Here is a 23,446-nt window from a genome sequence, read left to right as displayed (position 1 = left end):
GGTCCGGCGGTTTATCCGATGGCAATGATGTACACGCCGACCATTCCGCCGCCCAACCCGAACACGCGCACGCCGAAGTTCAAGCTGCCGAAGCTGGCATGCGATGCGCATTGCCACATCTTCGGGCCCGGCGCGAAATACCCCTACGCGCCGGACCGTTCTTACACGCCGCCGGATGCGCCGCTCGCCGATTTCCGCACGCTACATGCCAAGCTCGGAGTCGGGCGAGCCGTCATCGTCAATGCCAGTGTGCACGGCACCGATAATACGGTGGCGCTCGATGCCATCGCGCAGAGCAACGGAGCCTTTCGCGCGGTTGCCAATATCGACGACACCATCACGGAGCGTGGGCTCCGCGTGCTGCATGAGGGCGGATTCCGCGGCTGCCGCTTCAATTTCGTTCGCCATCTCGGCGGCGTTCCCGACAAGCGGGTGTTCGACCGCATCGTCGCGATGGTCGCGCCGCTCGGCTGGCACATCGACCTGCATTTCGACGCGATCGACCTGCCCGAATATGCCGACACGCTGACAAGGCTGCCGCTGAGCTACACGATCGACCATATGGGGCGGGTGAAGGCGTCCGAGGGGCTCGATCAATTGCCGTTCAAGATCCTGGTTGAGCTGATGCAGCGCGACGAGAAGTGCTGGGTCAAGATCTGCGGCTCGGAGCGAGTGTCATCGGCCGGTCCGCCGTTCACCGACGCCGTGCCGTTCGCGCGAAAGATCGTCGAAACCGCGCCCGACCGAGTCATCTGGGGTACCGATTGGCCACATCCCAACGTCAAGGCGATGCCGAACGACGGCGATCTCGTCGATCTGATCCCGCTGTTCGCGCCGGAGCCGGAGTATCAGCAGAAGATCCTCGTCGATAATCCGTCGCGCCTGTTCGAGTTCGAGCAATGACGGCGCTTGCAATCGACAAGCCACGCGGCCGCGCCTGGTGGAAGGAGCTCTGGATCCAGGTGCTCGTCGCCATGGCGGCAGGCATCGCGCTTGGGATCGTCAATCCCGAGGTTGGCGCCAGGATGCAGCCGCTTGGCGACGCCTTCATCAAGGCGATCCGGATGCTGATCGCGCCGATCATCTTCTGCACGGTCGTCCATGGCATCGCGCATATGGCCGACATGGCGCGGGTGGGGCGGGTCGCCGTCAAGGCAATTGTCTATTTCGAGATCATGACTACGATCGCGCTGATCATCGGCCTCATCGCGGTGAACGTGCTCAAGCCCGGCGTCGGCATGAACATCGATCCAGCCAGCATCAATGCCAGCGCGATCGAGCCCTATGTCAAGCAGACCGGCGTGATCGGCTTCGTGCCGTTCCTGATGAACATCGTGCCTGCGACGTTCGTCGGCGCCTTTGCCGAGGGCAACATCCTCCAGGTGCTCTTCATCGCCGTACTGTGCGGATTTGCGCTGGTGCAGCTCGGCGAGCGCGCCGCGCCGCTGGTCAATCTCATCGACATCGCCGCCAAGATGGTATTCACCGTGGTCGGCTTCGTGATGTGGGCGGCCCCGATCGGCGCGTTCGGCGCCATCGCCTTCACGGTCGGCAAGTTCGGCGTCGGCTCGCTGGCCTCGCTCGGCAAGCTGCTGGGCGGCTTCTATCTCACCTGCGTGATCTTTATCATCGTGGCGCTCGGCCCGGTCGCGCGGCTGTGCGGCTTCTCGCTGCTCAAGCTGATCCGCTACATCTGGGAAGAGCTCCTAATCTGCATTGCCACGACATCGTCCGAGACGGTGCTGCCGCGCATGCTGACCAAGCTGGAGCAGGCCGGCTGCGAGCGCAGCGTCGTTGGGCTGGTGATCCCGACCGGCTATTCCTTCAATCTCGACGGCACCTGCCTCTACCTTGCCGCCGCCTCGGTGTTCCTGGCGCAGGCGACCAACACGCCGTTCGGTCTCGCCGAGCAGATCGAGCTGCTCTTGATCCTGCTCGTGACCTCCAAGGGCGCGGCGGGCATCGCGGGGGCCGCCTTCGTCGTGTTGGCGGCAACGCTGTCCGCCACTGGCAGCATTCCGGTGACGAGCGTGGCGCTCGTGCTCGGCATCCACCGCCTGATGTCGCAGGGGCTGACGCCGACCAATCTGATCGGGAACGCGGTCGCGACGATCGCGATTGCCAAATGGGAAGGCGCGCTTGATGGCGACCGCCTGAAGCGCGTGCTCGACGGCGAGGAATCCGCTGTCGCGGCTCGATGAACCGATGACATTGACGAACGAAAGAGGGGAGTTTGTCCCATGAAAACAGGTCTCGTGATCACGGCCCATCCGGGCGATTTCGTCTGGCGCGCCGGCGGCGCCATCGCGCTGCATGCGAAGAAGGGCTATCGCATGAAGATCGTCTGCTTGTCCTTCGGCGAGCGCGGCGAGAGCCAGTTCGCCTGGAAGGAGAAGGGTGCGACGCTGGAGTCGGTCAAGGCCGGCCGCAAGGATGAGGCGGAGCGCGCTGCAAAACTGCTCGGCGCCGAGATCGAGTTCTTCGATTGCGGCGACTATCCGCTGAAGCTGACGGAAGCGCATTTCGACCGCATGGTCGACATCTACCGCGAGCTCAATCCAAGCTTCGTGCTGACGCATGCGCTGGAGGATCCCTATAATTTCGACCACCCGAACGCCGCGCACTTCGCGCAGGAAACGCGCGTGGTCGCGCAGGCCATGGGCCACAAGCCGGGTGCGCAGTACAAATATTCGGCGCCTCCGGTGTTCCTGTTCGAGCCACACCAGCCCGAGCAGTGCAATTACAAGCCGGACCTGCTGCTCAAGATCGACGAGGTCTGGAAGGAGAAGTACGAGGCATTCCAGATCCTCGCCGCGCAGAAGCACCTGTGGGGCTATTACGAGCGCGTCGCGCTCAATCGCGGCATTCAGGGCAGCCGCAACACCGGCGTGCCGATGACGTATGGCGAGGCTTATCAGCGCCTGTTCCCGACGGTTGCGGAGGAGCTGGCATGAAGCCGGTCGTCGTTCGCAACATCAAGCGTGCCGATCCCGCCGGGATGGCGGAGTACGGCGTCTCGACCGTGCACGAGGCCTATGGCCGCATCGGCCTGATGAAGCCGTATCTGCGGCCGGTCTGGCCGGGCGCGGCGATCGCCGGTCCCGCCGTGACCGTGCTGGCGCAGCCGGGCGACAACTGGATGATCCATGTCGCGGTCGAGCAGTGCAGGAAGGGCGACATCCTCGTCGTCGGCTGTACCGCCGACAACACCGACGGCATGTTCGGTGAGCTGCTCGCGACCTCGCTGCAGGCGCGCGGCGTGCAGGGGCTGATCATCGATGCCGGCTGCCGCGACGTCAGGGCGCTGCACGAGATGGAGTTTCCGGTGTGGTCGCGCGCGGTCTCGGCCAAGGGGACGGTGAAGGCGACGCTCGGCGCGGTCAATGTCCCCGTGGTCTGCGCCGGCGTCAATGTTGATCCCGGCGACATCATCGTGGCCGATGACGACGGCGTCGTAGTGGTGCCGAGGCGCCATGCGGCCGAAGTCGCCGAGAAGGCGAAGAAGCGCAACGCGGACGAAGCCGGCAAACGCACGCGGCTGGCTTCGGGCGAACTGGGCCTCGACATGTACGGCATGCGTGAGGCCTTGGCGAAGGCCGGGCTCGTCTATGTCGACAATCCCGAGGATGTCTGAAGAGAAGTGGAGCGGGCCGATGGATCGTCTCAAGCTGAAGGCCGTGCTCGGCAGTCACCCCCATGTCCAGGCGGTGAGGAGCGGTGAGCTCCGCTCCGACCTCTTCGATCTCGATTTCATCGCGTACACGCCGACCAACACCGCGTTCAAGCCGATGGTGCGCGAGCAGGCCTTCGATGTCTGCGAGATGGCGATCGTCACCTATCTGATGGCGAAGGCGCATGGCAAGCCGCTCGTGCTACTGCCTGCCACCATGCTCGGTCGCTTTCAGCATTCCTACGCGCTCTATAATCCTGCGCGTGGAACGCTCGAGCCGTCCGATCTCGAAGGCAAGCGCGTCGGCATCCGCTCCTTCACGACCACCACCGGAGCCTGGATCAGGGGCATCCTCGCCAACGACTACGGCGTCAATCTCGACAAGATCCGCTGGGTCACGTTCGAGGATCCGCACGTCGCCGAATATGTCGACACCACCGAGCGCGCGCCGAAGGACAAGAAGATCTTGCAGATGCTGATCGACGGCGAGCTCGACGCCGTCCTCGGCGAGGCCTCGACCGATCCCAAGCTGAAGACGCTGTTCCCCGATCCGGCCGCGGAAGCCGCCAAGTGGTACGCCCGTCGCGGCGTCGTGCCGGTCAACCATCTCGTGGTCGTGACCGAACAGTTGGCGAAATCGCGTCCTGACGTGGTATCGGGCATTTATGATCTCCTCAAGCAAAGCAAGGCGCAGGCGGGATCGGCGGCAACGCCCGATCTTGTGCCGTTCGGGATCGACGCCAACAGGATGCCGCTGGAGCTGATCGTCGACTACGCCTTCCAGCAGGCGCTGATCCCGCGCCGCTATGCCGTCGAGGATCTGTTCGACGAGACAATGCGAGGACTGAAGTGATGGCGGGCGATCCCAAGCGATGGCAGATCGGACTGGTCGGTTACGGCGAGGTCGGCAGGATCCTGGCCGAGGATTTGCGCCAGCAGGACATTAAGGTCTCAGCCTTTGACATCAAGCTCGGTGGCGAGCAGGGCGCACCGCTGGTGGAGCATGCGGCGAAATTCGGTGTGGCGCTGGCGGCGTCTCACGCCGAGCTGACCGCCAAATCCGATTTCATCATCTCCGCGGTCACGGCGAGCCAGGCCGTGCTGGTGGCAAAGGCCTGCGCGGCCGCGATCAATCAGGGCACCTGGTTCCTGGATTTCAATTCGGCGTCTCCCGGCGCCAAGCAGTGCGCCGCCGCGCTGATCGATGGCGCCGCCGGACGCTATGTCGAAGGCGCGGTGATGACATCGGTACCGCCTTATCGCATCAAGGTGCCGCTGCTGCTCGGTGGTCCCGGTGCCAGGGAGCTTGAGCCGCTCTTGAACGCGATCGGTTTTGCGGCAAAGGTTGCGAGCGACGAGCTCGGTGTTTCCTCGGCGGTGAAGATGTGTCGCAGCATCATGATCAAGGGCCTGGAGGCCATGGTCATTGAAAGCTTCACCACCGCGCGCGCCTATGGCGTCGAGGATGCGGTACTGGCTTCGCTGGCGGAAACCTTTCCCACGATCGATTGGGAGAAGCAGGGCGCTTATTGCTTCCAGCGCGTGATCGAGCATGGCCGCCGCCGCGCCGAGGAAGTCCGGGAGGTCGCCGAGACCGTGCGTGAAGCGGGGCTGACGCCGTGGTCCGCGCAGGGCACCGCCGAGCGGCAGGCCTGGGTGGCGGACCTTGCCGATGAGGGCCTGTTCGGAACGAAAGGCACCAAGGAGTTCGCCCGCAGCGCTGATTGGCGCACTGAGGCGGATCTAATCCTGGCGAAGATCAATCGCGAGAAATAGGGTGGCTCCTGCTCAGGACTTTGGCGTGCGACAGCCGGTGAGATCGTCGCGGGTGCGTTCGATCGACGCCATCAGGTCTTCGGCCTTGTGGGCCAGCCGATCGTTCGCGACTTCGGTCCGGAATTCTGCGCGGATCGATCGAATACACTTGTCGGCGGTATCGAGCGTCAGGAGCATGCGCGTCAGGTCATCCTGTGTCCGGACGCCCGCCAGATCGAGGTCCGACAGGACGTGCCCGATGCCGTCGAGCCGCTTCAGGGCGGCCTCGCTGGGCGTTCTCGCTCGAATGGAGTGAGTGTCGATGCCGCTGAATGCGCTGAACATGTCGATGCTTCCCCGTTGAATGCAGACATCAGTGCCGGTCCTACTATGACCGGCACTGCGGGACTTGCAATGCGCGCAGCTATCGAGAATCAGCAAGAATCTACTATCCGGGAATCTACCGGATTCGGAATTGCGGAATGATCAGCGGTACCATCGAACGGAAGCTGCTCGGAAATATGCCGCCCTTCAATGCAGATATGCATCGAGAGCGGATCAGCAGCCGGGGCTGAACAGAGTGGGCCGTTGACACGCAAAAGTCTGCCGGCCGCTCTTGAAGCCCATCACGATGTCCGGCAGCTCGGCGATGGCGAAGCGGCTGTCTTGCGTGTCGAGCACGACGAGATCGGCTGGATTCCCAACCTCGATGCCGTAATCCAGTAGGTTCATCAGCCGCGCCGGCAGCTCGGTCACGAGATCAAGGCAGGTATCGAAGTCGTTGACCGAGGCATGCGCGACGTTGGCGTAGAAATTCGCCATTCGCAGCAGTGAGGCATCGCCGAACGGCGTGAAGGGATTGAGCACGTTGTTGGTCGCGATCGAGCACACCACGCCGTCGGCGGCGAGCTTGTGGGCGAGCGTCAGCCCGCGTGGCGCGTTGTGGGTCGCTTCGCGCCCCATCAAATAGAGATCGGTTGCTGGCAGCACGGTGACGGCAACGCCGGCCTTCGCCAGTTGCGCGGTGGCGGCCTTCAGCCGCTCCGGTGGCAGGGCGGAGAGTTTCGTCGCATGGCCGATTGCCACGCGCCCCCCGTAGTTGCGTCGCTCGGTCTGCCGGCAGACCTCGTCGAGGTGCCACCAGGAGGGATCGAGATCGAAATCGAGATGGAGATCGACGTCTACATCGAACGCCTCGGCGAGATCGAAGATGCGTGCGAGGTGGGCGTTCGGATCGGTGTCCGTGTAAGGACAGCCGCCGATCACCTCGCCCCCGTCGCGCAGCGCCTGGACCAGAAGCTCCTCGCTGCCGGGATCGTTGGTAAGGCCTTCCTGCGGAAAGACACAGAGCGACAGGTCGATCGCCCAGGCATAGTCACGCTTCAGCGCCTTCACCGCCTCGAAGCCGCGCAAGCCGATGCGCGGATCGATCTCGACGTGGGTTCGCATGCGCGTGGTGCCGTGGACGATGGCACGTTCGAGCACCCGGGCGCCGCGCGCGTAGACGTCCTCGACCGTGAAATCCTTCTTCATCCCGGAGACGGCGCGGATCGCTTCGGAGACGCTGCCGTGATCGTGCCCGCAGCGGCCGAGCAGGCAGGCCTTGTCGAGATGGATGTGGCTGTCGACGAAGCCGGGCAGGGCGAGGCGCCCGCCGACATCGACTTCGACAGCCTCGCAGGCGAGCGTCGGTTCGATGGCGGTGATCCGGCCGCGCGTGACGCCGATATCCATTGGGGCGGCGGCACCGCGCAACAGGGCGTTGCGAAAGATGAGGTCGAAGGCGGATTGGGCGGTCATGGCTCTTGCGGAAGGAATTTAGTGCATTCGGCCGCGTTTGGCGGCTCCAGATTGTCGGCAGTGTAGCGACGGAAATGTTCAAAATATATGCACGTATTCCCCGAGAGTGGCGTTAGTATTCCGCAAGCCCGGGAGATTGAGCCATGTCCGCTGCCGCAAGAGCCGAAGCCGGTCCGTCGTCCGACGCCGAGATCGTTGAAGCCTATCTCACAGCGTCGATGATCCCCGATCCGGACGCCGCGGCGGCCTATTTGGCGCCGGGCACGGTGATCACCTTTACCGGCGGGCGCGAGTTCGATCATCCGCGGGGCCCGACCGGGTTCAACGCCAAGCGCTACCGCTGGGTCAAGAAGAAGATGGATCGGTTCGACGTCTGCCCCGGCGACGGTGAGACCGTGGTCTATAGCGTCGGCACGCTCTACGGCGAATGGATGGACGGGACCGCGTTCGAGGGCAACCGCTACGTCGACCGCTTCGTGGTGCGGAATGGCCAGATCACCAAGATGGACGTCTGGAACGACAGCGCCGAGCGGATCCTGGTCCAGCGCGGCATCGACGAGTAACAGCCATCCTGGCGCTTGAGGCGCCTCGACTCCAGGCGGACAAAAGGCCGGTCACCATATCGCAAGCCGCGATAGCTGATAGATGCAAGCTCGTGTGGCGGCTGCTGCGCGCCTGCGCTATCAACGGTGCGATCGCTGCGCCCGGCATGGAGGCGCGAGCCTCCTCGAGGAGTTCCCGATGCGTTTACCCACTGTTGTCCTGGCCCTCACATGCCTTGCAACTGCCGCCTCCGCCGAAGACCTGTCGGGTACGCTTCAAAAGGTCAAAGAGACCAAGAAGATCACGCTGGGCTATCAAGAGGCCTCGGTCCCATTCAGCTATCTCGACGGCAACCAGAAGCCGGTTGGCTTTGCCATGGATATCTGCCTTAGAATCGTGGATGCGGTGAAGAAGCAGCTCGGCATGCCGGACATCGCCGTCGACACGCTCGCGGTGACGTCGTCGAACCGGATTCCGCTGATGGTCAACGGGACGCTCGACCTGCATTGCTCGGCGACCACCAACAATGCCGATCGCCAGAAGCAGGTCGCCTTCACCAACACGCATTTCCTCAGTGCAACGCGATTTGCGGCCAAGAAAGCCGCAAAGATCAACACTATCGACGATCTCAAGGGCAAAGCGGTGACGGCGGTGGCCGGCTCCGTCAACCTGACGCAGCTCGCCAAGGTCAACACGGAGCGAAATCTCGGCATCAATGTGATGCCGGCCAAGGACCAGGCCGAAGCCTTCCTGTTGCTGGAAACCGACCGCGCGCAGGCCTACGCGCTCGACGACGTGCAGCTCGCGGTCGCGATCGCGCGCTCGAAGGAACCACAGCTCTTCATGATCAGCGAGGAGACGTTCTCGAAGCCCGAGCCTTACGGGATCATGCTGCGGCGGGAGGACGCGCCCTTCAAGGCGCTCGCCGACCGCGCGACCGCGGAGCTATACGCGAGCCAGGAGATCGAGGTCCTCTACAAGAAGTGGCTGGAATCGCCGACGCCGCCGAGCGGGCTCAACTACAACGTCCCGATGTCGGGCGCCTTGCGCAACGCCTTCAAGAAGCCGAGCTCCAGCTTCGATCCAGATGTCTACGTAGCGAACTGAGGCGAGGGCTGTCGCCGCCAGAGGGAGTGCGCGCAAGCGGCCCGCCGAGATGTCAGCAGGCCGTCGGGAACCCGCGCCGCCCTCGGGCCCTGCCGGGTGCGGGCCAGCTTGCTCTTGCCGGCTCCGAGGAACTTGCGGTCACCTTCGCGACTCTCCAGCGCATAGGACCGCGGGTAAGCCGCCTGCAAGCCATGAAGACCGACGCCAAAGCGAAATAGCCATGCGCGCAGATGAGCCCTTCCTGGTCCGCCACGCGGACCTCATTTTCGCTTTGAAGACGTTCGCCGCGTCAATCCTGGCGCTCGTCATCGCGCTGGCAATGGATCTGCCGCGGCCCTATTGGGCGATGGCGACCGTCTACATCACTTCGCAGCCGCTGGCGGGCGCAACCAGCTCGAAGGCTTTCTTCCGCGTGATGGGCACGTTGGTCGGCGCGGTCATGACGGTGGCGCTCGTTCCGAACCTGATCGATGCACCCGAGCTGCTGTGCCTGGCAATCGCGCTCTGGGTCGGGCTCTGTCTTTACCTTTCGCTGCTCGACGGCACACCGCGCAGCTATGTCTTCATGCTGGCCGGGTATACGGTGGCGCTGATCGGCTTTCCTTCGGTGTCCGAGCCGGGTGCCATCTTCGACACCGCGGTGGCAAGGCTCGAGGAAATCTCGCTCGGCATCATCTGCGCCAGCCTGGTTTCGACCATCGTATTCCCGCGTAGCGTCGCGCCGGCTGTTGCCAATCGCATCGACAACTGGCTGGCGGACGCGCAGCGCCTGAGTCAAGTTGTCCTGCTGCGTCACGGGACCAACGAAACGCGCCGCGGCAAGCGCATCAAGCTTGCGACCGACATCGTCGAGATCGACACGCTTTCGGCCCATCTTGCCTATGACCGGCTGACCGACCGCAATGCCGTCGTCGGGTTAGGCGAAATCCGGCTCCGCATGCTGATGCTTTTGCCCGTGATCGCTTCGCTCGAGGACCGGCTGGCCGCGCTGGGGGAGGAGGCATTGCGGCGGCAGCCCGAGCTGAAGCGGCTCTTGGAAGATCTCGCGGGATGGATCACGAGCGACGTCAACGCTCGACAGCCCGCCGAGCGGATTCGTGCCATGATCGCAGGGCAGCAGGCGATCCTCGACGACAGCGCCTCCTGGGAGCGGATCATCGTCACCAGCCTGTTGTGGCGGCTGCGCGAGCTGGTCGACCTCTCGCGCGATTGCCGCGCCCTGACGGAAGCGATTGCGGAGAACCGGAACGTCTCGTCCCTCGATCTGGACTTCCATTCCGAAGCCGGTGCCGCGCCGGTGCGCCACAGGGATCGCGGCCTTGCCCTGTGGTCGGCCGCCGGCGCGGCGTCGGCCATCCTGATCTGCTGCGCTTTCTGGATCGGCACCGGCTGGCCTGACGGCGCCTCGGCGCCGATGATGGCGGCCGTCGCGTGCTCGTTCTTTGCCGCGCAGGACGAGCCTGCACGCTTCATCCGCAGCTTCGGCCTGTGGTCGCTGGTCGCCATTGTCGTCGTCGCGATCTACCTGTTCGCGCTGGTGCCCGCGATCTCCCATCTCGAGGTTCTGGTCGCCGTGCTGGCGCCGACCTTCTTGCTCTACGGCTTCCTGATCGCGCGGCCGGCGACGGCGGGTACCGGCATGGCGCTCGCGGCCAACACCGCAACGCTGCTGGCGCTGCAATCGACCTACAGCGCGGACTTCGCGGCCTACGCCAACTCCGCCGTTGCCTTCTTCGTCGGCGTCGCCATCGCCGAGCTTGTGACACGGATCGCGCGTGGGGTGGGGGCGGAGTGGATCGCAAATCGCCTGGTGCTGTCGAACTGGGAGACGCTGGCTGTTGCCGCCGAGCGGCGCGGCAAGGGCGATCGCGCTGAATTCGCAGGCCTCATGCTGCACCGGCTCGGATTGCTCGTACAGCGCATCGCCTTTCTCTCGGAGAGCGACCGGCGCGATACCGACAGCCTGGTCCAGCTCCGTATCGGAATTAACGTGATCGATCTGCGCCGTGCCCGCTATGGACTTGCGGCGTCCACCATTGCCGTCATCGACGACATGCTCGATCAGCTCGCTATCGCCTGCCGCAAATATGCGGGCGATGGGATGCCCGCCGAGCTTCTGACGAGCGTCGATCGGGCACTGGCCCGGGCGGTGAAGGATCCCAACGAAACGGCGCGCGAGGACGCCCTGGTGGGCCTCGTCGGCATCAGGCGCGGCCTGTTTCCGGATGCGCCGGCCTATCGGCCGCGTGCAGGCGAGAGTGTTGCGGCATGAGATACGTGATCGATATCTACGGTGTGCTCGTGCCAGCGCTGCTGTTGTGGATCATCATCGCCTTTGCCCTGAGTGCTCTGCTGCGCCGCTTCATGCAGCGCTTCGATCTCTATCGGCTGGTCTGGCACCGCGCGCTGTTCGATTTCGCGATCTTCGTCTGCCTTCTCGGCGTCGTCGTCTATCTCTCGGAGTATCTCGCATGAAGGGGAATTTCGCCTGGCTCGGTCGCCTCCTGCTGACTGCGATCGTCGTCGTCGCGGCGCTCGCTGTCGGCCGCGAACTCTGGGTCTATTACATGGAGCAGCCCTGGACGCGCGACGGCCGCGTGCGTGCCGACGTGGTGCAGGTCGCGCCCGATGTGTCGGGCTTCGTGACCGAAGTGCTGGTGAAGGACAATCAGAAGGTCCATCGCGGTGACGTCCTGTTCAAGATCGATCGCGAGCGTTTTGCGCTGGCGCTGCGGCAAGCCGATGCGTCGGTGGCCGGTCATCAGGCCACGCTCGATCAGGCCAATGCCGATTTGAAGCGCTACAGCGCGCTGACGACGGATGCGGTGTCACAGCAGAAGCAGGAGCAGGTTCTGGCCACCCAGCTCCAGGCCAGGGCTGCCTTTGACCAGGCCGTTGCCGACCGCGCGGTCGCCCAGCTCAATCTCGATCGCAGCGAGGTGCATGCCTCTGTGAACGGCGTGATCACCAACATGGATCTGCGTCCCGGCGCTTACGTGACGGCCGGGAAGGGCGTGATGGCACTCGTCGACATCGACACGCTGCATGTCGAAGGCTATTTCGAAGAGACGAAACTCGCGCGGATCCGAATCGGTGACAAAGTCCAAGTCCGCCTGATGGGCGAGAAGGTCACGCTTTTAGGCCATGTCGAGAGCATCGCTGCCGGCATCGAGGACCGCGACCGAGCCGAGGGCGCGAGCCTGCTCGCCAACGTCAACCCGACCTTCAGCTGGGTACGCCTCGCTCAGCGCGTGCCGGTGCGCATCGCGCTGGATCCGGTGCCTGAGAATATGTCGCTGGTCGCGGGACGCTCGGCGACGGTCGAGGTGTTGAAGTAGATGCGATTGCCATCGCCCGATTCAAGCGTTCGAATATTTCTTCAGCTCGAACCGCGCGATCTGGTTCCTGTGGACCTCGTCCGGGCCGTCGGCGAGACGTAGCAAACGCGCGGTCGCATAGGCCTGGGTCAATCCGAAATCGTTCGACGTGCCGCCGCCGCCATGGGCCTGGATCGCCCAGTCGATGATCTGGCAGGCCATGTTGGGCACGGCGACCTTGATCATCGCGATCTCGGCTTTCGCCACTTTGTTGCCGACGGTATCCATCGCGTAGGCGGCGTTGAGCGTCAGCAGCCGGGCCTGCTCGATCATGATGCGGGCTTCTGCGATGCGTTCCTGCGTCACCGTCTGCTCGGAGACCGGCTTGCCGAAGGCGACGCGGCTGCGCACCCTCCGGCACATCTTCTCCAGCGTGCGTTCGGAGAGCCCGATCAGCCGCATGCAGTGGTGGATACGCCCCGGGCCGAGGCGTCCCTGCGCGATCTCGAAGCCGCGACCCTCGCCGAGCAGCATGTTCTCCTTGGGCACGCGCACATCGGTGAAGACGACCTCGGAGGCACGGTCGGGCACACCGTAGAAGCCGAACACGGGCAGGGCACGCTTGACCTCGACGCCTGCTATGTCCATCGGCACCAGGATCATGGATTGCTGCTTGTGGCGGTCCGCATTGTCGGGATCGGTCTTGCCCATGAAGATGCAGATCTTGCAGCGCGGGTCGGTCGCGTTGGTGGTGTACCATTTGCGGCCGTTGATGACGTAATGGTCGCCCTCGCGAACGATCGAGCTTTCGATGTTGGTCGCATCGGATGAGGCGACGGCAGGCTCGGTCATGGCGAAGCAGGAGCGGATTTCGCCCGCGAGCAGCGGCTTCAGCCAGCGCTCCTTGTCCTTCTCCGTGCCATAGCGCTCCAGCACCTCCATGTTGCCGGTGTCGGGCGCCGAACAGTTGAAGACTTCGGGTGCGAGATGCGAGCGGCCCATGACCTCGCAGAGCGGGGCATACTCAAGATTGGTCAGGCCTGCACCGTGGCCGGAGTCCGGCAGGAACAGATTCCAGAGGCCTTCGGCGCGCGCCAGCGGCTTCAGCTCCTCGACGACCGGATAGACTTTCCAGGGACCCAGCTCCTCCGCCTCGCGATAAAAGCGTTCCTCGTTCGGATAGATGTGCCGGTCCATGAAACTTTCGAGCCTGCGCTTGAGCTCGACGACTTTGGGCGACATCGGGTAGAGCATCTTTGTCTCCTTGATCGATGGACAGGCCGGGCGCAATCGGCTCAGGCGACGCGATACCCTTTGAATTTCTCGCGCAACGCTGATTTGAGCACCTTGCCGGTGCCGGTCATCGGGAACTCGTCCATGAACTCGACGGCGTCGGGCATCCACCAGCTCGCGATCTTCGGGCGCATGTGCTCGAGCAGCGTCTTGCCGTCGACGGTCGCGCCCTTCTTGCGGACGACGAGGAGCAGAGGTCGTTCCTGCCATTTCTCATGATTGATCGCGACCACGGCGGCTTGCAGCACATCGGGGTGAGACAAGGCGACGTCCTCGAGCTGGATCGAGGAGATCCATTCGCCGCCGGACTTGATCACGTCCTTGGAGCGGTCGGTCAGCGTGACGTGGCCCTGGGGATCGATCACGGCCATGTCGCCGGTGATCAGCCAGCCGTCGCGGTCGAGGCCTTCGTCGAGTTTCATGTAGCCGGACGCAACCCACGGTCCTCGCGCGCGCAGATGGCCGACACTCTTGCCGTCGCGCGGCAGCTCGTTGCCGCCGTCGTCGACGATGCGCAAGGCGGTGCCGAAACAGGCGCGGCCGGACACCTGGCGGCGGTCGAACTTCTCCTTGTCGTCGAGATGCTCGGAGCCCGGCCGCAGGCCAGGCATCGAGCAGCCGAGCGCCTCGGTCATGCCCCAGGCCTGGACGTAGTCGATGTCATACTCGCGCTTGAGCTTCTCGACCATCGCGCCCGGCGGCGCCGAGCCTGACGACAATGTTGCACGAAGCGTCGAAAACCTGTTGCCGGTGCGTCCGAGCCAGTCGAGCAGGATCAGCCAGAAGCTCGGCACGCCCGCGGACAGCGTCACCTTCTCGCCTTCGAGCAGCTCGTAGAGCTTGTCGGGCTCGTAATTGCGGCCGGGCAGCACCAGCTTCGAGCCGGTATAGGGCGCGGTGAACGGCATGTTCCAGCCGTTGCCGTGGAACAGCGGCGCCATCGGCATCATCACCTCGCGCACGCCTTCCAGGTGCCCGGGCAGGAAGTCGAAATTGCAGGAGACCATGGTCTGCAGGATCGCGGCGCGGTGCGAATAGATCACGCCTTTGGGATTGCCGGTGGTGCCGGAGGTGTAGCAGATGGTGGACGCCGATTTTTCGTCGAACTCCGGCCAGGCAAAGCCGGCGTCGTTCTCGTTGTCCAGAAGCTCCTCGTAGCAATGCACGTTGGCAAGCTTGGTCTCGGGCATCCGCTCGCGCGAGCACATCACGACATAGGCTTCGATCGATGTGAGCTGCGGCGCGATCGCCTCCACGATCGGCAGCGTGGCACGGTCGATGAACAGCAGCCGGTCGTCGGCGTGATTGACGATGTAGACGAGCTGCTCGGGGAACAGTCGCGGGTTGATGGTGTGCAGCACGTAGCCCATGCCCGGCGCGGCGTAGAACATCTCGAAATGCCGGTGTGTATTCCAGGCCAGCGTGCCGACGCGGTCACCGGGCATCATGCCGAGCCTCTTGAGCGCCAACGCCATGCGCTTGATGCGCGGATGGGCGTCGGCATAGGTGTAGCGATGGATGTCGCCTTCGATCTCGCGGGCGACGACCTCGGCCTCGCCGTGATAATCGGCGGCATACTGGATCAGGCCGCTGATCAGGAGCGGCATGTCCATCATCAATCCCTGCATCGTCTCCTCCGGACCGCCATGTCGTTGCATGACGTACGCTTGTGATGTGCGTTTGAGGTTAGCGGAACGCCAGGCGACGTTCACGCCAAAAAGCGAGGGACGTGATTGCATGCGTCACTTTTTCAGGGCTAAGTGATGCGAGCTGCCGGCGAAGCAGTATCCGCCGGGGAGGAAACGGATGTCAGCGCAAAGACACAAGACCGGCGCAGCCGGCGAATCTACACTCGACATTGACGCACTCCGTGCGCGCTATCGCGACGAGCGCGATCGGCGCCTGCGCACCGAGGGCAAGGCGCAATATGTCGAGGTGACCGGCGAGTTCGGGCGCTATCTCGACGATCCCTGGGCCAATTCCGGATTCGCGCGCGAGGCTGTCAGCGAACAGACCGAGGTGCTCATCGTCGGCGGCGGCTTCGGCGGCCTTCTGTGCGGCGCACGACTGCGCGAAGCCGGCATCGATGATTTCCGCGTCGTGGAAAAGGCCGCCGATTTCGGCGGCACCTGGTACTGGAATCGCTACCCTGGCGCGGCCTGCGATACCGAGAGCTACATCTACCTGCCGTTGCTGGAAGAGACCGGCTACGTGCCCGTGCGCAAATATGCACGAGCACCCGAGATCTACGAGCATTCGCGCCGCATCGGCCGTCACTTCGATCTCTATGAGCGCGCGCTGTTTCAGACCGTCATCACGCGCATGGAATGGCAAGAGCAGGAGGCAATTTGGCTGGTCGAGACCGATCGCGGTGATTGCATCCGCGCGCGCTTCGTCATCCTTGCTGGAGGCCCGCTGAGCCGTCCGAAGCTGCCCGGCATTCCCGGTATCGAAAGCTTCAAGGGACACAGCTTCCACACCAGCCGCTGGGATTACGCCTACACCGGGGGCACGGCCGAAGGTGATCTTAGTGGTCTTGGCGACAAACGCGTCGGCATCATCGGCACCGGCGCCACCGCCGTGCAATGCGTGCCGCATCTCGGCCGCTCGGCCAAGGAGCTCTACGTTTTCCAACGTACGCCGTCGGCGATCGGCGTGCGGGACGACCGCCCGACGGATCAGAGCTGGGCGCAGCGGCTCAGGCCCGGCTGGCAGCGCGAACGCATGGACAATTTCACCGCCGTGATCTCGGGCGAACCATTCGAACAGGATCTGGTGCAGGACGGCTGGACCGGCCTGCTCGGCGAGATACTGCTGGCACCGCGCCGCCAATCCCAGCCGGTGACCTCGATCGAGGAGGCGCTCAAGGTCATCGAGCAGGCCGATTATCGCAAGATGGAGGAGATCCGAGCGCGCGTCGATGCGATCGTCAAGGACGAGGCGACGGCTTCGGCGTTGAAGCCCTGGTACAAGGCCTTCTGCAAACGGCCGTGTTTCCACGACGAATATCTCGACACCTTTAATCGCCCCAACGTGCATCTCGTCGACACCAGGGGACAGGGCGTCGATCGCATCACCGAGAATGCCGTCGTGGTCGACGGCCACGCCTACGAACTTGACTGCCTGATCTATGCCAGCGGTTTCGAAGTCGGTACCGATTACGCCCGTCGCATGGGCTTTGAGGTCTACGGCCGTGACGGCGTCAGCCTGTCCGAGCGCTGGCGCGACGGCGTCAAGACGATGCATGGCTTCTACAGCCGCGGCTTCCCGAACTGCTTCCTGATCGTCATGGTGCAGGCCGGCCAGAGCGCCAACTTCCCGCACATCATCGACGAGCAGTCGCAGCACATCGCCTACGTGATCGCCGAAGCGCGCAAGCGCAAGGCGCGAACCCTCGAGCCGACGCTGGCGGCCGAAAACGCCTGGGTCGAGGAGGTGGTCAAAGCCGCGCTCGGCCGCCAGACCTATCTCGCCGAATGCACGCCCGGCTACTACAACAATGAAGGCGTGTTCGATCCGATCGCGGCGAGAAACAGCCAGTATTGGCGCGGGCCGGTGGCATTCCTGCGGCTGCTCGACAAGTGGCGCAAGGAGGGCAATTTGGTTGGACTGGAACTGTCGTATGATCATGCCATGGAGTCGGCGCCTTCGTCCGGGTAAGCTCGGGCATCGGATCGCGCCAGAGAGAGGACATCGGACATGATTAGGGGCAGAACTGTAGCTGCGGCGGTTTTTGGGGCGATGACGCTGCTCAGCTGCCTGGCGCCCGCCGCCCACGCCGCGCAATGCGGCAGCTCGTCGGCCGGCTTCGAGGCCTGGAAGCGCGAGTTCAGCGCGGAGGCGCAGGGCAAGGGCGTTGGCCAGACCGCGCTCGCGGCCCTGGTGCAGACCAATTACGCCAGTGCCACCATCGCGGCCGACCGTGGCCAGCGCAGCTTCTCGCTAACGCTCGACCAGTTCCTCGCCAAGCGCGGCGCCACAACGATTGTGGCCAAGGGCCGCCAGCTCAAGCAGTCGCAGGCTGCCTTGTTCGCCTCGATCCAGCAGCGCTATGGCGTTCCGCCGGGCCCGTTGATCGCGATCTGGGGCATGGAAACCGGATTCGGCAGCCAGCGCGGCAACCAGAACATGCTCTCCTCGATCGCGACGCTCGCCTATGACTGCCGCCGTCCCGAATTCTTCACCGAGCAGCTCTATGCGGCGCTGAAGCTGATCGATCGCGGCACGCTGTCGGGGGCAACCCGCGGCTCGATGCACGGCGAAGTCGGCCAGACCCAGTTCATGCCCAAGAACATCCTGGCCTATGGCACCGGCAATCTCGAGGTTGCCGCCAATGCGCTGAACTCGACGGCGAATTTCCTCAAGGCCCATGGCTGGCGTGCAGGAGCCGGTTACCAGCCGGGTGAACCGAATTTCGTCGCCATCGAAGCCTGGAATGCCGCCGGCGTTTATCAGAAGGCGATCGCCCTGATGGGACGGCAGATCGACGAGGGCGGAGGAACGGCCGCCTCGCGCTGACCGGAGCCCCGTTTCGAAGGGGGTTCTAGCTTCTTGTTCTTGGCGCGTTTTCTTTGTGCGAACCGGCATCCACTTCGCTTGAACACGCTCCTGCTCAGCAAGGCGTGATGCGCCGACAAGAGAAAGTTGTTGCCATCAGGAACCGACGGCACGAGGTTTGCTTTGATCGAACAGGGCTGGGCATGAGGAGACTCAACATGGCAACCCAGATCGTGATGGACCAGACTGGCGACACGCGCCACGAGTTTGATCCTGGCAATGCCGAAGCGCTGGCGCGGGCCGAACGGCGCTTTCGGGAGCTGACCGGAGCGGGCTTCACCGCCGCGCTGCGAACCGGACCTGGCGAGGTCACCCGGATCCGATCGTTCGACCCGACCGCGCAGGAAACGCTGTTCTATCCCCGCCTAGTCGGCGGTTGATCTGAGCTGCTCATGATCGCGGCGGTCTGGCTCCGCGCGCCGGCGCGTGCGCGTCTGCATGCGCTACGCGAACTCTATCGGCGCTTCTTCGGCGAGAACACGCCGGATGCCCGCGGCCGCCGGCTCCTGGCCGAATGGCTGTCGCCGGCGCAGCGCGTCCAATTTGAGCAGTACCGGCATTTCGATGTCGTCGGCTGCGATACCGGCAAGACCTATCGCATCCATTATGGCACCGCCGCCAATGTCCATGAGATCGATGCGGCCGGAAATGCGACGATGGGGTGGTGCTTCGTCCCGTCAGGCTTTCTCGTCCCCGGCGACGTCATGCTCGCACAGAAGATCGCGCTCGAAACCGACGAGAGGGGAGCTCTCGCGCTCGCCAACAGGTTTCCGCCGGCAACACATTCGGAGCACTTCTACCGGCGGCCGTTCTAGGGCAAGGCTATCAGCCTAGAGCAAGGCTATCAGTGCAAGGCTATCAGTAATGTGTGGTGCGATAGGCATCCACCGCGTGCGCTGCAAAAACGCCGACGCTGCAAAGCGCGAGCAAGGCCGAGATCAGCTCGATCATAGCTCACCCTCCTGCGGCGGCAGGGCGACGAGGTGCTGACAGCAGGAATAATCCCAGATCAGGTCGAGGAAGAATTGCATGGTGGCCGTCCCTGTATGATTTTGACAACCAGATAACCGACCATCTGTTTCAGGCGTGTTTCGTCGCATCTGGAAACGGGTTTCTTGGGGAACCCCGGGCTGGTTTGTGCGCTGCGGAGCCGCTACATCCCGCTCTTGCTCAATCCCATTAGCCGCGAGGCGGCGCATCACATGGCGAGGCGAAATCATGGCGCAAGTCGAGTGGTTCGACGATCTCACCATTGGAATGCAGTTCAAATCCCCCGAAGTTCACGTCACCGCGGCCGACATCAAGCGGTTCGCGGCCGAGTTCGATCCGCAGCCGATGCATCTCGACCACGAAGCCGCCAAGCAGACCCTGTTCGGGGGTCTCGCTGCCTCGGGATGGCACACCGCCGCGATTGCCATGAGCCTCGCGATCCAGACCCGCCCCTTCGGCCCGCATCCGCTGATCGGCGCTGGCGTCGATGGGCTGCGCTGGACCATCCCGGTACGGCCCGATGACCGTCTGCATCTGGTCGGGGAGGTCATGAGCCTGACGCCGTCGAAGTCGAAGCCCCAGGGCATCGCATTGGTGAAATGGACGATGTTCAACCAGAACGGCGAGGAGGTTTACACCTTCACCCCGATCGCGATCGTGCCGCGGCAGGAGTAGGGCAGGGCCGGCGCCCTACGCACCCCCCGAAGCCCTTGCGGGTCACCGGCAGAGGTGGTCATCTCGGTCCGGGGAACACGCTGGAGGCTGACATGAAACGATCTCTTCTCGCCGCCGGGTTGCTGGCCGGCGCCTTGAGCGCCGTCGCTTTGACCGCAAGACCGGTGCAGGCGCAACAAGCCAAAGTCGGCGACTGGACCATCGAAAAGCGTACGCAAGACGCACATTGCAATGCGAGCCGCGGCTACAAGGACAAGGAAGACGAGAACCGGGACTACGTCATCGTCATCACCTATTCCGAGAAGGCTATCGTGATCGTGATGATCTATGACGGCTGGGAGTGGGACAAGGTTGGCGAGATCCTCCGAGCCGATGTCGGCACCGATGACGCCGATATCATGAAGAAGGCCAAGTGGGAGGTCATGGACAAGACCACCGTTCGCGGTATCTTCGAATACGATCAGTCCATGATGGACCGGCTGTCCAGGGCCAAGCGTCTCTCGCTCGATTTCGAGGACGATGACGACGACAGCATCGAGATGCAGGTGCCGCGTGCCGGTGAAGCGCTGGCAGCGCTGAAGTTTTGCGAGGAGAATCGCAAGTAGATTGCCGGAGCCGGATGCGAGGCCGGCGGGATCGGTGGCGACAGGGTTCTGCAGCGCGAACGGCGCCTGACGCATCGCACGCGTGACTCATCGCACACAGTCCGCGCGCTGTTCGCTTTAATCCTAGTCTTTGGCGAAAACGTCCAAGCCGCATCCTGCGGTTGACGTTACGCAAGGACGATGTTCGATATTCCAGCATTTCGTTGCAACGTTTTCTCGGCTTGGAATGGGGCGATTGACTGGCCCGTCTCCTGCGCCAGTGTCCGGATCGCGATCTCTCTCGCGCGTGCGAGCCATACGCGGATTGCGTCGTCCGGCCGATGACGATCCTCCACGCAAATCGATTCTCGTCCCTCGTCGGCGAGATCTACGACGCGGCGGTCGATCCCGCGCTGCGCAACGGGGTGCTAGAACAGGTTTCGCATTTCGTCGGCGGATGTGCCGTGACCATCCTGTCCAGGGACAGAGCCAGGCTCTCGATCGAGATCCATGAGCATTTTGGCAGCGAACCCCGCTTCCGCCAGCTTTATCGCGACCGATATGTGGAGCTCGACCCTCTGCTCGATCGTCATCTCACGTTCGCGGCGGAACAGACGATTGGCGTCGCCGACATCATGTCTCAGACGGATTTCCTGGCAACAAGCTTCTATCGCGAGTGGGTGGAACCGCAAGGAGCGATAGACCTTGCCACCGTTGCCCTCGAGAAGTCGGAGACGCGCACCACGATCCTGCAGGTGTTGCGCCACCGGTCGCGCGGACTCGTTGACGAGCCGATGCGAGAGCGCATGCGGCTGCTTGCTCCGCACCTCCAGCGCTCCAGGATCATGGGCCGGCAGATCAGGGCACGCTCGCATACCGTGGACGACCTTGCCGATGTCTTGGATGGGCTGAGCACGGCGATCTGCCTGCTCGACGCAGATGGCCGGGTCGTGCATGCCAACGCAGCATGCCGCGGCCTGTTCGCCGATGCCAGCCTGCTCGCGATGGTCGGCGACCGGATCGTGGCCCGAAACACCCAGACCGACAAAATATTCCGCGCTCTGTGCGAAATCGATTCAGGCAGCGAAACTCGTTCCGCTGCCCGCCGCCAGATCGAGCTTGCGACGTCGGTTGATGGGGAGCACTATCTGCTCCACGCTTTTCCCGTGAAGCGCGATCGCATTCCATCGCGAGATGCTGCAGCCACGGTGCTCTTCGTGCAGAAGGCCTCGGCAGCGACATGGCTCGCAGCCGATGCGATCGCTGCGGCCTTCAGGCTGACCCCGTCCGAACTGCGCGTATTGATGGCCATTATCGAGATTGGCGGCGTTCCCGACATCGCTGCAAAGCTCGGCATCGCCGAAACGACGGTGAAGACGCATCTCGGCCGCCTGTTCGAGAAGACCGGCGCCGGCAGGCAGGCCGACCTGGTCAAGATCGCCACCGGTTTTGCCGTTCCATTCGCGCGTCGAACGAACGGCAGTGGCGAGGCCGTGTGATCCATTTCACATGGTTCGCCGTTATGTGCGGCAATCTCAATCCATTGTGATGAGCCTAGCTCCCGTGTCCTCCGAATGCAGGACGCGAGTCATTTGATACTTTCGTATATCGCGATCCAGAAAAGTGAAGAGCAGCAAGCGCCGCGAAGAGATGCCACGACGGCGTCAAACGCGAGTGTGAGGAAACGACAGCGCACGGCCGGACCTGCTCGTCGGTTGGAGGATTGCAGTGAGCCAATTTGATTTTTCCGTTATCAATGTTTCAACGAACGAAATTCCCGAAAACGAGCGTATCCCGCTGCTTCGCGATTTCTACTGTCGCGGGGTGTTGAAGGCGGAGGTCGAGGTGAGGGAAGGAAAGCCGTTCGCGGCGAGCTTCACCTCCCACGTCTTGCCGGAAGCCCAATTGCTGATGGGAGGATTGTGCGGAGCGCGGGTCATTCGCACCAAGCACCTGGTTGCCGACGGCGACGACAGTCTGGCCCTGATCGTGAATCGATCTGGCGTGCTTGGGATATCCGAGCGGGGACACGATCTGAGCCTTCGTGCGGGAGAGGCCGTTCTGACCAGCGCGGAGGACGTCACGACGTTCGAGCGATTGTCACTGGGTAGCTGCTTCTCGCTCCGTGTGCCGAGACGCGTGCTGGCGCCGATGATCGTGGATGTCGATGACGCCGTGATGCGCGTGATGCCGGAGAGCTCGACGGGACTTCGGTTGCTGGTCGATTACGCGGTGACGCTGGTGCGGGAGAAGGCATTCGCGATGCCCAATTTGCGCAAGCTCGGGGTCGGGCATCTGCACGATCTTCTGGCAATCGTCCTCGGTGCCACCAACGAGCCGCGGGAGCTGGCCGGGCGGCGCGGCGTCAAGGCGGCGCGGCTGCAGAAGGCCAAAGTCTCCATCGCCAACAATTGCTGGCGGCAGGATCTCTCCGTTGCCACGGTCGCCCAGGAGCTCGGCGTGACGCCGCGTTATCTCCAGCGTCTGTTCGAGGCCGATGGCAAGACGTTCTCGTCCTTCCTGATCGAACAACGCGTCAAGCGTGCGCATCGCATGTTGCGCGAACCCGGATACGCCGAGCGGACGGTCAGCTCGATCGCCTACGATGTCGGTTTCGGCGATCTCTCCTATTTCAACCGCTGCTTCCGGCGGACTTATGGCGCCACGCCCAGTGACGTCAGGAGCCGCGAGATGTCGTGACCGCGCACGATTGAATGTCAGGTCAAATGCCGATTGGAGACGGCACGGGCGTGCGCCGCCCGCAGTTGGAGTGTTGTGTTGCATGCGCCGTTTTTTCTTTGATCTTATGCTCGGCAATATCGTGAAGATCGATCCGGGTGGCATGGTGTTCGAATGCCCCGAAGCGACATTCGTGGTGGCCAACGAGATGGCAAGCCACCTGTTCGTCTGGCGCGACGATTTGCGCGGCCGCGATGCCTGCATCCGGGTTAGAGACACCGACGGGCGCGAGATCTATCGCGCCGCGGTCTGGTCGGAGAATGTGGAGAAGGTCGGCTGGGACGAGGCGTGAGCGTCCCGGTGCGAGTATCGCGACTCGGCATCAGTAGCGCCCGAAACGGATATCCGTTCGTTCCGGCCCGGGCTCCATCCGCCCGGCCGGCGCCTCATCCGATCGGAGGATGCCGCGTGCTGAG

General features: G+C 63.6%; 24 protein-coding genes. 20 read left to right on the top strand and 4 right to left on the bottom strand.

Annotated features, from left to right (window positions below; all coding sequences use genetic code 11):
• Positions 1-18: 18 nt before the first annotated feature.
• The 6 genes from IVB40_RS21580 to IVB40_RS21555 are packed head-to-tail and all read left to right on the top strand — an operon-like array spanning position 19 to position 5,446.
• Positions 19-903, top strand: coding sequence for an amidohydrolase family protein (locus tag IVB40_RS21580; RefSeq protein ID WP_247434826.1), 885 nt, complete (start codon positions 19-21; stop codon positions 901-903).
• Entirely contained in the window at positions 900-2,201 is a 1,302-nt protein-coding gene (dctA, locus tag IVB40_RS21575) for a C4-dicarboxylate transporter DctA (protein ID WP_247816223.1), read from the top strand. The genes IVB40_RS21580 and dctA overlap by 4 nt, the downstream gene beginning before the upstream one ends.
• Positions 2,202-2,240: 39 nt before the next feature.
• A complete protein-coding gene (locus tag IVB40_RS21570; RefSeq protein WP_008552603.1) occupies positions 2,241-2,954 on the top strand; it encodes a PIG-L deacetylase family protein in 714 nt (237 codons plus the stop codon).
• Positions 2,951-3,634, top strand: coding sequence for a 4-carboxy-4-hydroxy-2-oxoadipate aldolase/oxaloacetate decarboxylase (locus tag IVB40_RS21565; RefSeq protein WP_027569479.1), 684 nt, complete (start codon positions 2,951-2,953; stop codon positions 3,632-3,634). Before IVB40_RS21570 ends, IVB40_RS21565 begins: the two co-directional genes overlap by 4 nt.
• Before the next feature lie 19 nt (positions 3,635-3,653).
• The gene (locus tag IVB40_RS21560; RefSeq protein WP_247816222.1) at positions 3,654-4,523 is read left to right on the top strand and encodes a hypothetical protein; all 870 of its coding nucleotides are present in this window, start codon (positions 3,654-3,656) and stop codon (positions 4,521-4,523) included.
• A complete protein-coding gene (locus IVB40_RS21555) occupies positions 4,523-5,446 on the top strand; it encodes an NAD(P)-dependent oxidoreductase (RefSeq protein ID WP_247816221.1) in 924 nt (307 codons plus the stop codon). The genes IVB40_RS21560 and IVB40_RS21555 overlap by 1 nt, the downstream gene beginning before the upstream one ends.
• 12 nt (positions 5,447-5,458) lie before the next feature.
• Here IVB40_RS21555 and IVB40_RS21550 read toward each other — a convergent pair whose 3' ends face one another.
• The gene (locus IVB40_RS21550) at positions 5,459-5,770 is read right to left on the bottom strand and encodes a hypothetical protein (protein WP_247461424.1); all 312 of its coding nucleotides are present in this window, start codon (positions 5,768-5,770) and stop codon (positions 5,459-5,461) included.
• 213 nt (positions 5,771-5,983) lie between these two features.
• Positions 5,984-7,225, bottom strand: a complete 1,242-nt coding sequence (locus tag IVB40_RS21545; protein WP_247816220.1) for an amidohydrolase family protein — start codon at positions 7,223-7,225, stop codon at positions 5,984-5,986.
• A gap of 143 nt (positions 7,226-7,368) precedes the next feature.
• Between IVB40_RS21545 and IVB40_RS21540 the strand changes: the two genes are divergently transcribed.
• From IVB40_RS21540 to IVB40_RS21520, 5 genes are all read left to right on the top strand, one after another.
• Positions 7,369-7,788, top strand: a complete 420-nt coding sequence (locus IVB40_RS21540; RefSeq protein WP_247816219.1) for a nuclear transport factor 2 family protein — start codon at positions 7,369-7,371, stop codon at positions 7,786-7,788.
• Between the two features lie 178 nt (positions 7,789-7,966).
• Entirely contained in the window at positions 7,967-8,875 is a 909-nt protein-coding gene (locus tag IVB40_RS21535; RefSeq protein WP_247816218.1) for an amino acid ABC transporter substrate-binding protein, read from the top strand.
• A gap of 220 nt (positions 8,876-9,095) precedes the next feature.
• A complete protein-coding gene (locus IVB40_RS21530; RefSeq protein WP_247816217.1) occupies positions 9,096-11,147 on the top strand; it encodes an FUSC family protein in 2,052 nt (683 codons plus the stop codon).
• A complete protein-coding gene (locus IVB40_RS21525) occupies positions 11,144-11,350 on the top strand; it encodes a DUF1656 domain-containing protein (RefSeq protein ID WP_027569486.1) in 207 nt (68 codons plus the stop codon). Before IVB40_RS21530 ends, IVB40_RS21525 begins: the two co-directional genes overlap by 4 nt.
• Positions 11,347-12,213, top strand: coding sequence for an HlyD family secretion protein (locus IVB40_RS21520; RefSeq protein ID WP_027569487.1), 867 nt, complete (start codon positions 11,347-11,349; stop codon positions 12,211-12,213). Before IVB40_RS21525 ends, IVB40_RS21520 begins: the two co-directional genes overlap by 4 nt.
• Before the next feature lie 21 nt (positions 12,214-12,234).
• Here the strand turns inward: IVB40_RS21520 and IVB40_RS21515 are convergent, their stop codons facing one another.
• Positions 12,235-13,446: an acyl-CoA dehydrogenase family protein gene (locus tag IVB40_RS21515; protein ID WP_247433778.1), complete on the bottom strand. Its 1,212-nt coding sequence runs from the start codon at positions 13,444-13,446 to the stop codon at positions 12,235-12,237.
• 41 nt (positions 13,447-13,487) lie between these two features.
• On the bottom strand, positions 13,488-15,113 hold the full coding sequence (locus IVB40_RS21510; protein WP_247286617.1) for a long-chain fatty acid--CoA ligase: 1,626 nt from the start codon (positions 15,111-15,113) through the stop codon (positions 13,488-13,490).
• A gap of 178 nt (positions 15,114-15,291) precedes the next feature.
• Between IVB40_RS21510 and IVB40_RS21505 the strand changes: the two genes are divergently transcribed.
• The 9 genes from IVB40_RS21505 (at position 15,292) to IVB40_RS21465 (ending at position 23,322) form a co-directional block, all read left to right on the top strand.
• Positions 15,292-17,145: an NAD(P)/FAD-dependent oxidoreductase gene (locus IVB40_RS21505; RefSeq protein WP_247816216.1), complete on the top strand. Its 1,854-nt coding sequence runs from the start codon at positions 15,292-15,294 to the stop codon at positions 17,143-17,145.
• Between the two features lie 39 nt (positions 17,146-17,184).
• A complete protein-coding gene (locus IVB40_RS21500) occupies positions 17,185-18,003 on the top strand; it encodes a lytic murein transglycosylase (protein WP_247360439.1) in 819 nt (272 codons plus the stop codon).
• 197 nt (positions 18,004-18,200) lie between these two features.
• Positions 18,201-18,422: a hypothetical protein gene (locus IVB40_RS21495; RefSeq protein ID WP_007592399.1), complete on the top strand. Its 222-nt coding sequence runs from the start codon at positions 18,201-18,203 to the stop codon at positions 18,420-18,422.
• Positions 18,423-18,434: 12 nt separating this feature from the next.
• Positions 18,435-18,857 carry a hypothetical protein gene (locus IVB40_RS21490; RefSeq protein ID WP_247286611.1) on the top strand — a complete coding sequence of 141 codons (423 nt, stop codon included), beginning with the start codon at positions 18,435-18,437 and terminating at the stop codon, positions 18,855-18,857.
• 403 nt (positions 18,858-19,260) lie between these two features.
• Positions 19,261-19,707, top strand: a complete 447-nt coding sequence (locus IVB40_RS21485) for a MaoC family dehydratase (RefSeq protein WP_247286609.1) — start codon at positions 19,261-19,263, stop codon at positions 19,705-19,707.
• A gap of 92 nt (positions 19,708-19,799) precedes the next feature.
• Positions 19,800-20,312, top strand: a complete 513-nt coding sequence (locus IVB40_RS21480) for a hypothetical protein (protein ID WP_247816215.1) — start codon at positions 19,800-19,802, stop codon at positions 20,310-20,312.
• Positions 20,313-20,632: 320 nt separating this feature from the next.
• Positions 20,633-21,790 carry a LuxR C-terminal-related transcriptional regulator gene (locus tag IVB40_RS21475; RefSeq protein WP_247816214.1) on the top strand — a complete coding sequence of 386 codons (1,158 nt, stop codon included), beginning with the start codon at positions 20,633-20,635 and terminating at the stop codon, positions 21,788-21,790.
• 229 nt (positions 21,791-22,019) lie between these two features.
• Complete coding sequence (locus IVB40_RS21470) at positions 22,020-22,991, top strand: AraC family transcriptional regulator (protein ID WP_247286604.1); 972 nt, start codon at positions 22,020-22,022, stop codon at positions 22,989-22,991.
• 82 nt (positions 22,992-23,073) lie between these two features.
• Entirely contained in the window at positions 23,074-23,322 is a 249-nt protein-coding gene (locus IVB40_RS21465) for a hypothetical protein (protein WP_027569497.1), read from the top strand.
• The last annotated feature ends 124 nt before the right edge of the window (positions 23,323-23,446 follow it).

Source organism: Bradyrhizobium sp. 40 (genome assembly GCF_023100925.1).
GTDB lineage: Bacteria > Pseudomonadota > Alphaproteobacteria > Rhizobiales > Xanthobacteraceae > Bradyrhizobium.
Note: the sequence above shows the minus strand (reverse complement) of the source record. Positions and strands in the feature narration are given on the sequence as shown.

What these genes read in the sequence shown, in the direction of transcription:
- IVB40_RS21580 (WP_247434826.1), top strand. Translation starts at nt 19, where the DNA reads ATGGCAATGATGTACACGCCGACCATTCCGCCGCCCAACCCGAACACG.
- dctA (WP_247816223.1), top strand. Translation starts at nt 900, where the DNA reads ATGACGGCGCTTGCAATCGACAAGCCACGCGGCCGCGCCTGGTGGAAG.
- IVB40_RS21570 (WP_008552603.1), top strand. Translation starts at nt 2,241, where the DNA reads ATGAAAACAGGTCTCGTGATCACGGCCCATCCGGGCGATTTCGTCTGG.
- IVB40_RS21565 (WP_027569479.1), top strand. Translation starts at nt 2,951, where the DNA reads ATGAAGCCGGTCGTCGTTCGCAACATCAAGCGTGCCGATCCCGCCGGG.
- IVB40_RS21560 (WP_247816222.1), top strand. Translation starts at nt 3,654, where the DNA reads ATGGATCGTCTCAAGCTGAAGGCCGTGCTCGGCAGTCACCCCCATGTC.
- IVB40_RS21555 (WP_247816221.1), top strand. Translation starts at nt 4,523, where the DNA reads ATGGCGGGCGATCCCAAGCGATGGCAGATCGGACTGGTCGGTTACGGC.
- IVB40_RS21550 (WP_247461424.1), bottom strand. Translation starts at nt 5,770, where the DNA reads ATGTTCAGCGCATTCAGCGGCATCGACACTCACTCCATTCGAGCGAGA.
- IVB40_RS21545 (WP_247816220.1), bottom strand. Translation starts at nt 7,225, where the DNA reads ATGACCGCCCAATCCGCCTTCGACCTCATCTTTCGCAACGCCCTGTTG.
- IVB40_RS21540 (WP_247816219.1), top strand. Translation starts at nt 7,369, where the DNA reads ATGTCCGCTGCCGCAAGAGCCGAAGCCGGTCCGTCGTCCGACGCCGAG.
- IVB40_RS21535 (WP_247816218.1), top strand. Translation starts at nt 7,967, where the DNA reads ATGCGTTTACCCACTGTTGTCCTGGCCCTCACATGCCTTGCAACTGCC.
- IVB40_RS21530 (WP_247816217.1), top strand. Translation starts at nt 9,096, where the DNA reads ATGCGCGCAGATGAGCCCTTCCTGGTCCGCCACGCGGACCTCATTTTC.
- IVB40_RS21525 (WP_027569486.1), top strand. Translation starts at nt 11,144, where the DNA reads ATGAGATACGTGATCGATATCTACGGTGTGCTCGTGCCAGCGCTGCTG.
- IVB40_RS21520 (WP_027569487.1), top strand. Translation starts at nt 11,347, where the DNA reads ATGAAGGGGAATTTCGCCTGGCTCGGTCGCCTCCTGCTGACTGCGATC.
- IVB40_RS21515 (WP_247433778.1), bottom strand. Translation starts at nt 13,446, where the DNA reads ATGCTCTACCCGATGTCGCCCAAAGTCGTCGAGCTCAAGCGCAGGCTC.
- IVB40_RS21510 (WP_247286617.1), bottom strand. Translation starts at nt 15,113, where the DNA reads ATGCAGGGATTGATGATGGACATGCCGCTCCTGATCAGCGGCCTGATC.
- IVB40_RS21505 (WP_247816216.1), top strand. Translation starts at nt 15,292, where the DNA reads ATGTCAGCGCAAAGACACAAGACCGGCGCAGCCGGCGAATCTACACTC.
- IVB40_RS21500 (WP_247360439.1), top strand. Translation starts at nt 17,185, where the DNA reads ATGATTAGGGGCAGAACTGTAGCTGCGGCGGTTTTTGGGGCGATGACG.
- IVB40_RS21495 (WP_007592399.1), top strand. Translation starts at nt 18,201, where the DNA reads ATGGCAACCCAGATCGTGATGGACCAGACTGGCGACACGCGCCACGAG.
- IVB40_RS21490 (WP_247286611.1), top strand. Translation starts at nt 18,435, where the DNA reads ATGATCGCGGCGGTCTGGCTCCGCGCGCCGGCGCGTGCGCGTCTGCAT.
- IVB40_RS21485 (WP_247286609.1), top strand. Translation starts at nt 19,261, where the DNA reads ATGGCGCAAGTCGAGTGGTTCGACGATCTCACCATTGGAATGCAGTTC.
- IVB40_RS21480 (WP_247816215.1), top strand. Translation starts at nt 19,800, where the DNA reads ATGAAACGATCTCTTCTCGCCGCCGGGTTGCTGGCCGGCGCCTTGAGC.
- IVB40_RS21475 (WP_247816214.1), top strand. Translation starts at nt 20,633, where the DNA reads ATGACGATCCTCCACGCAAATCGATTCTCGTCCCTCGTCGGCGAGATC.
- IVB40_RS21465 (WP_027569497.1), top strand. Translation starts at nt 23,074, where the DNA reads ATGCGCCGTTTTTTCTTTGATCTTATGCTCGGCAATATCGTGAAGATC.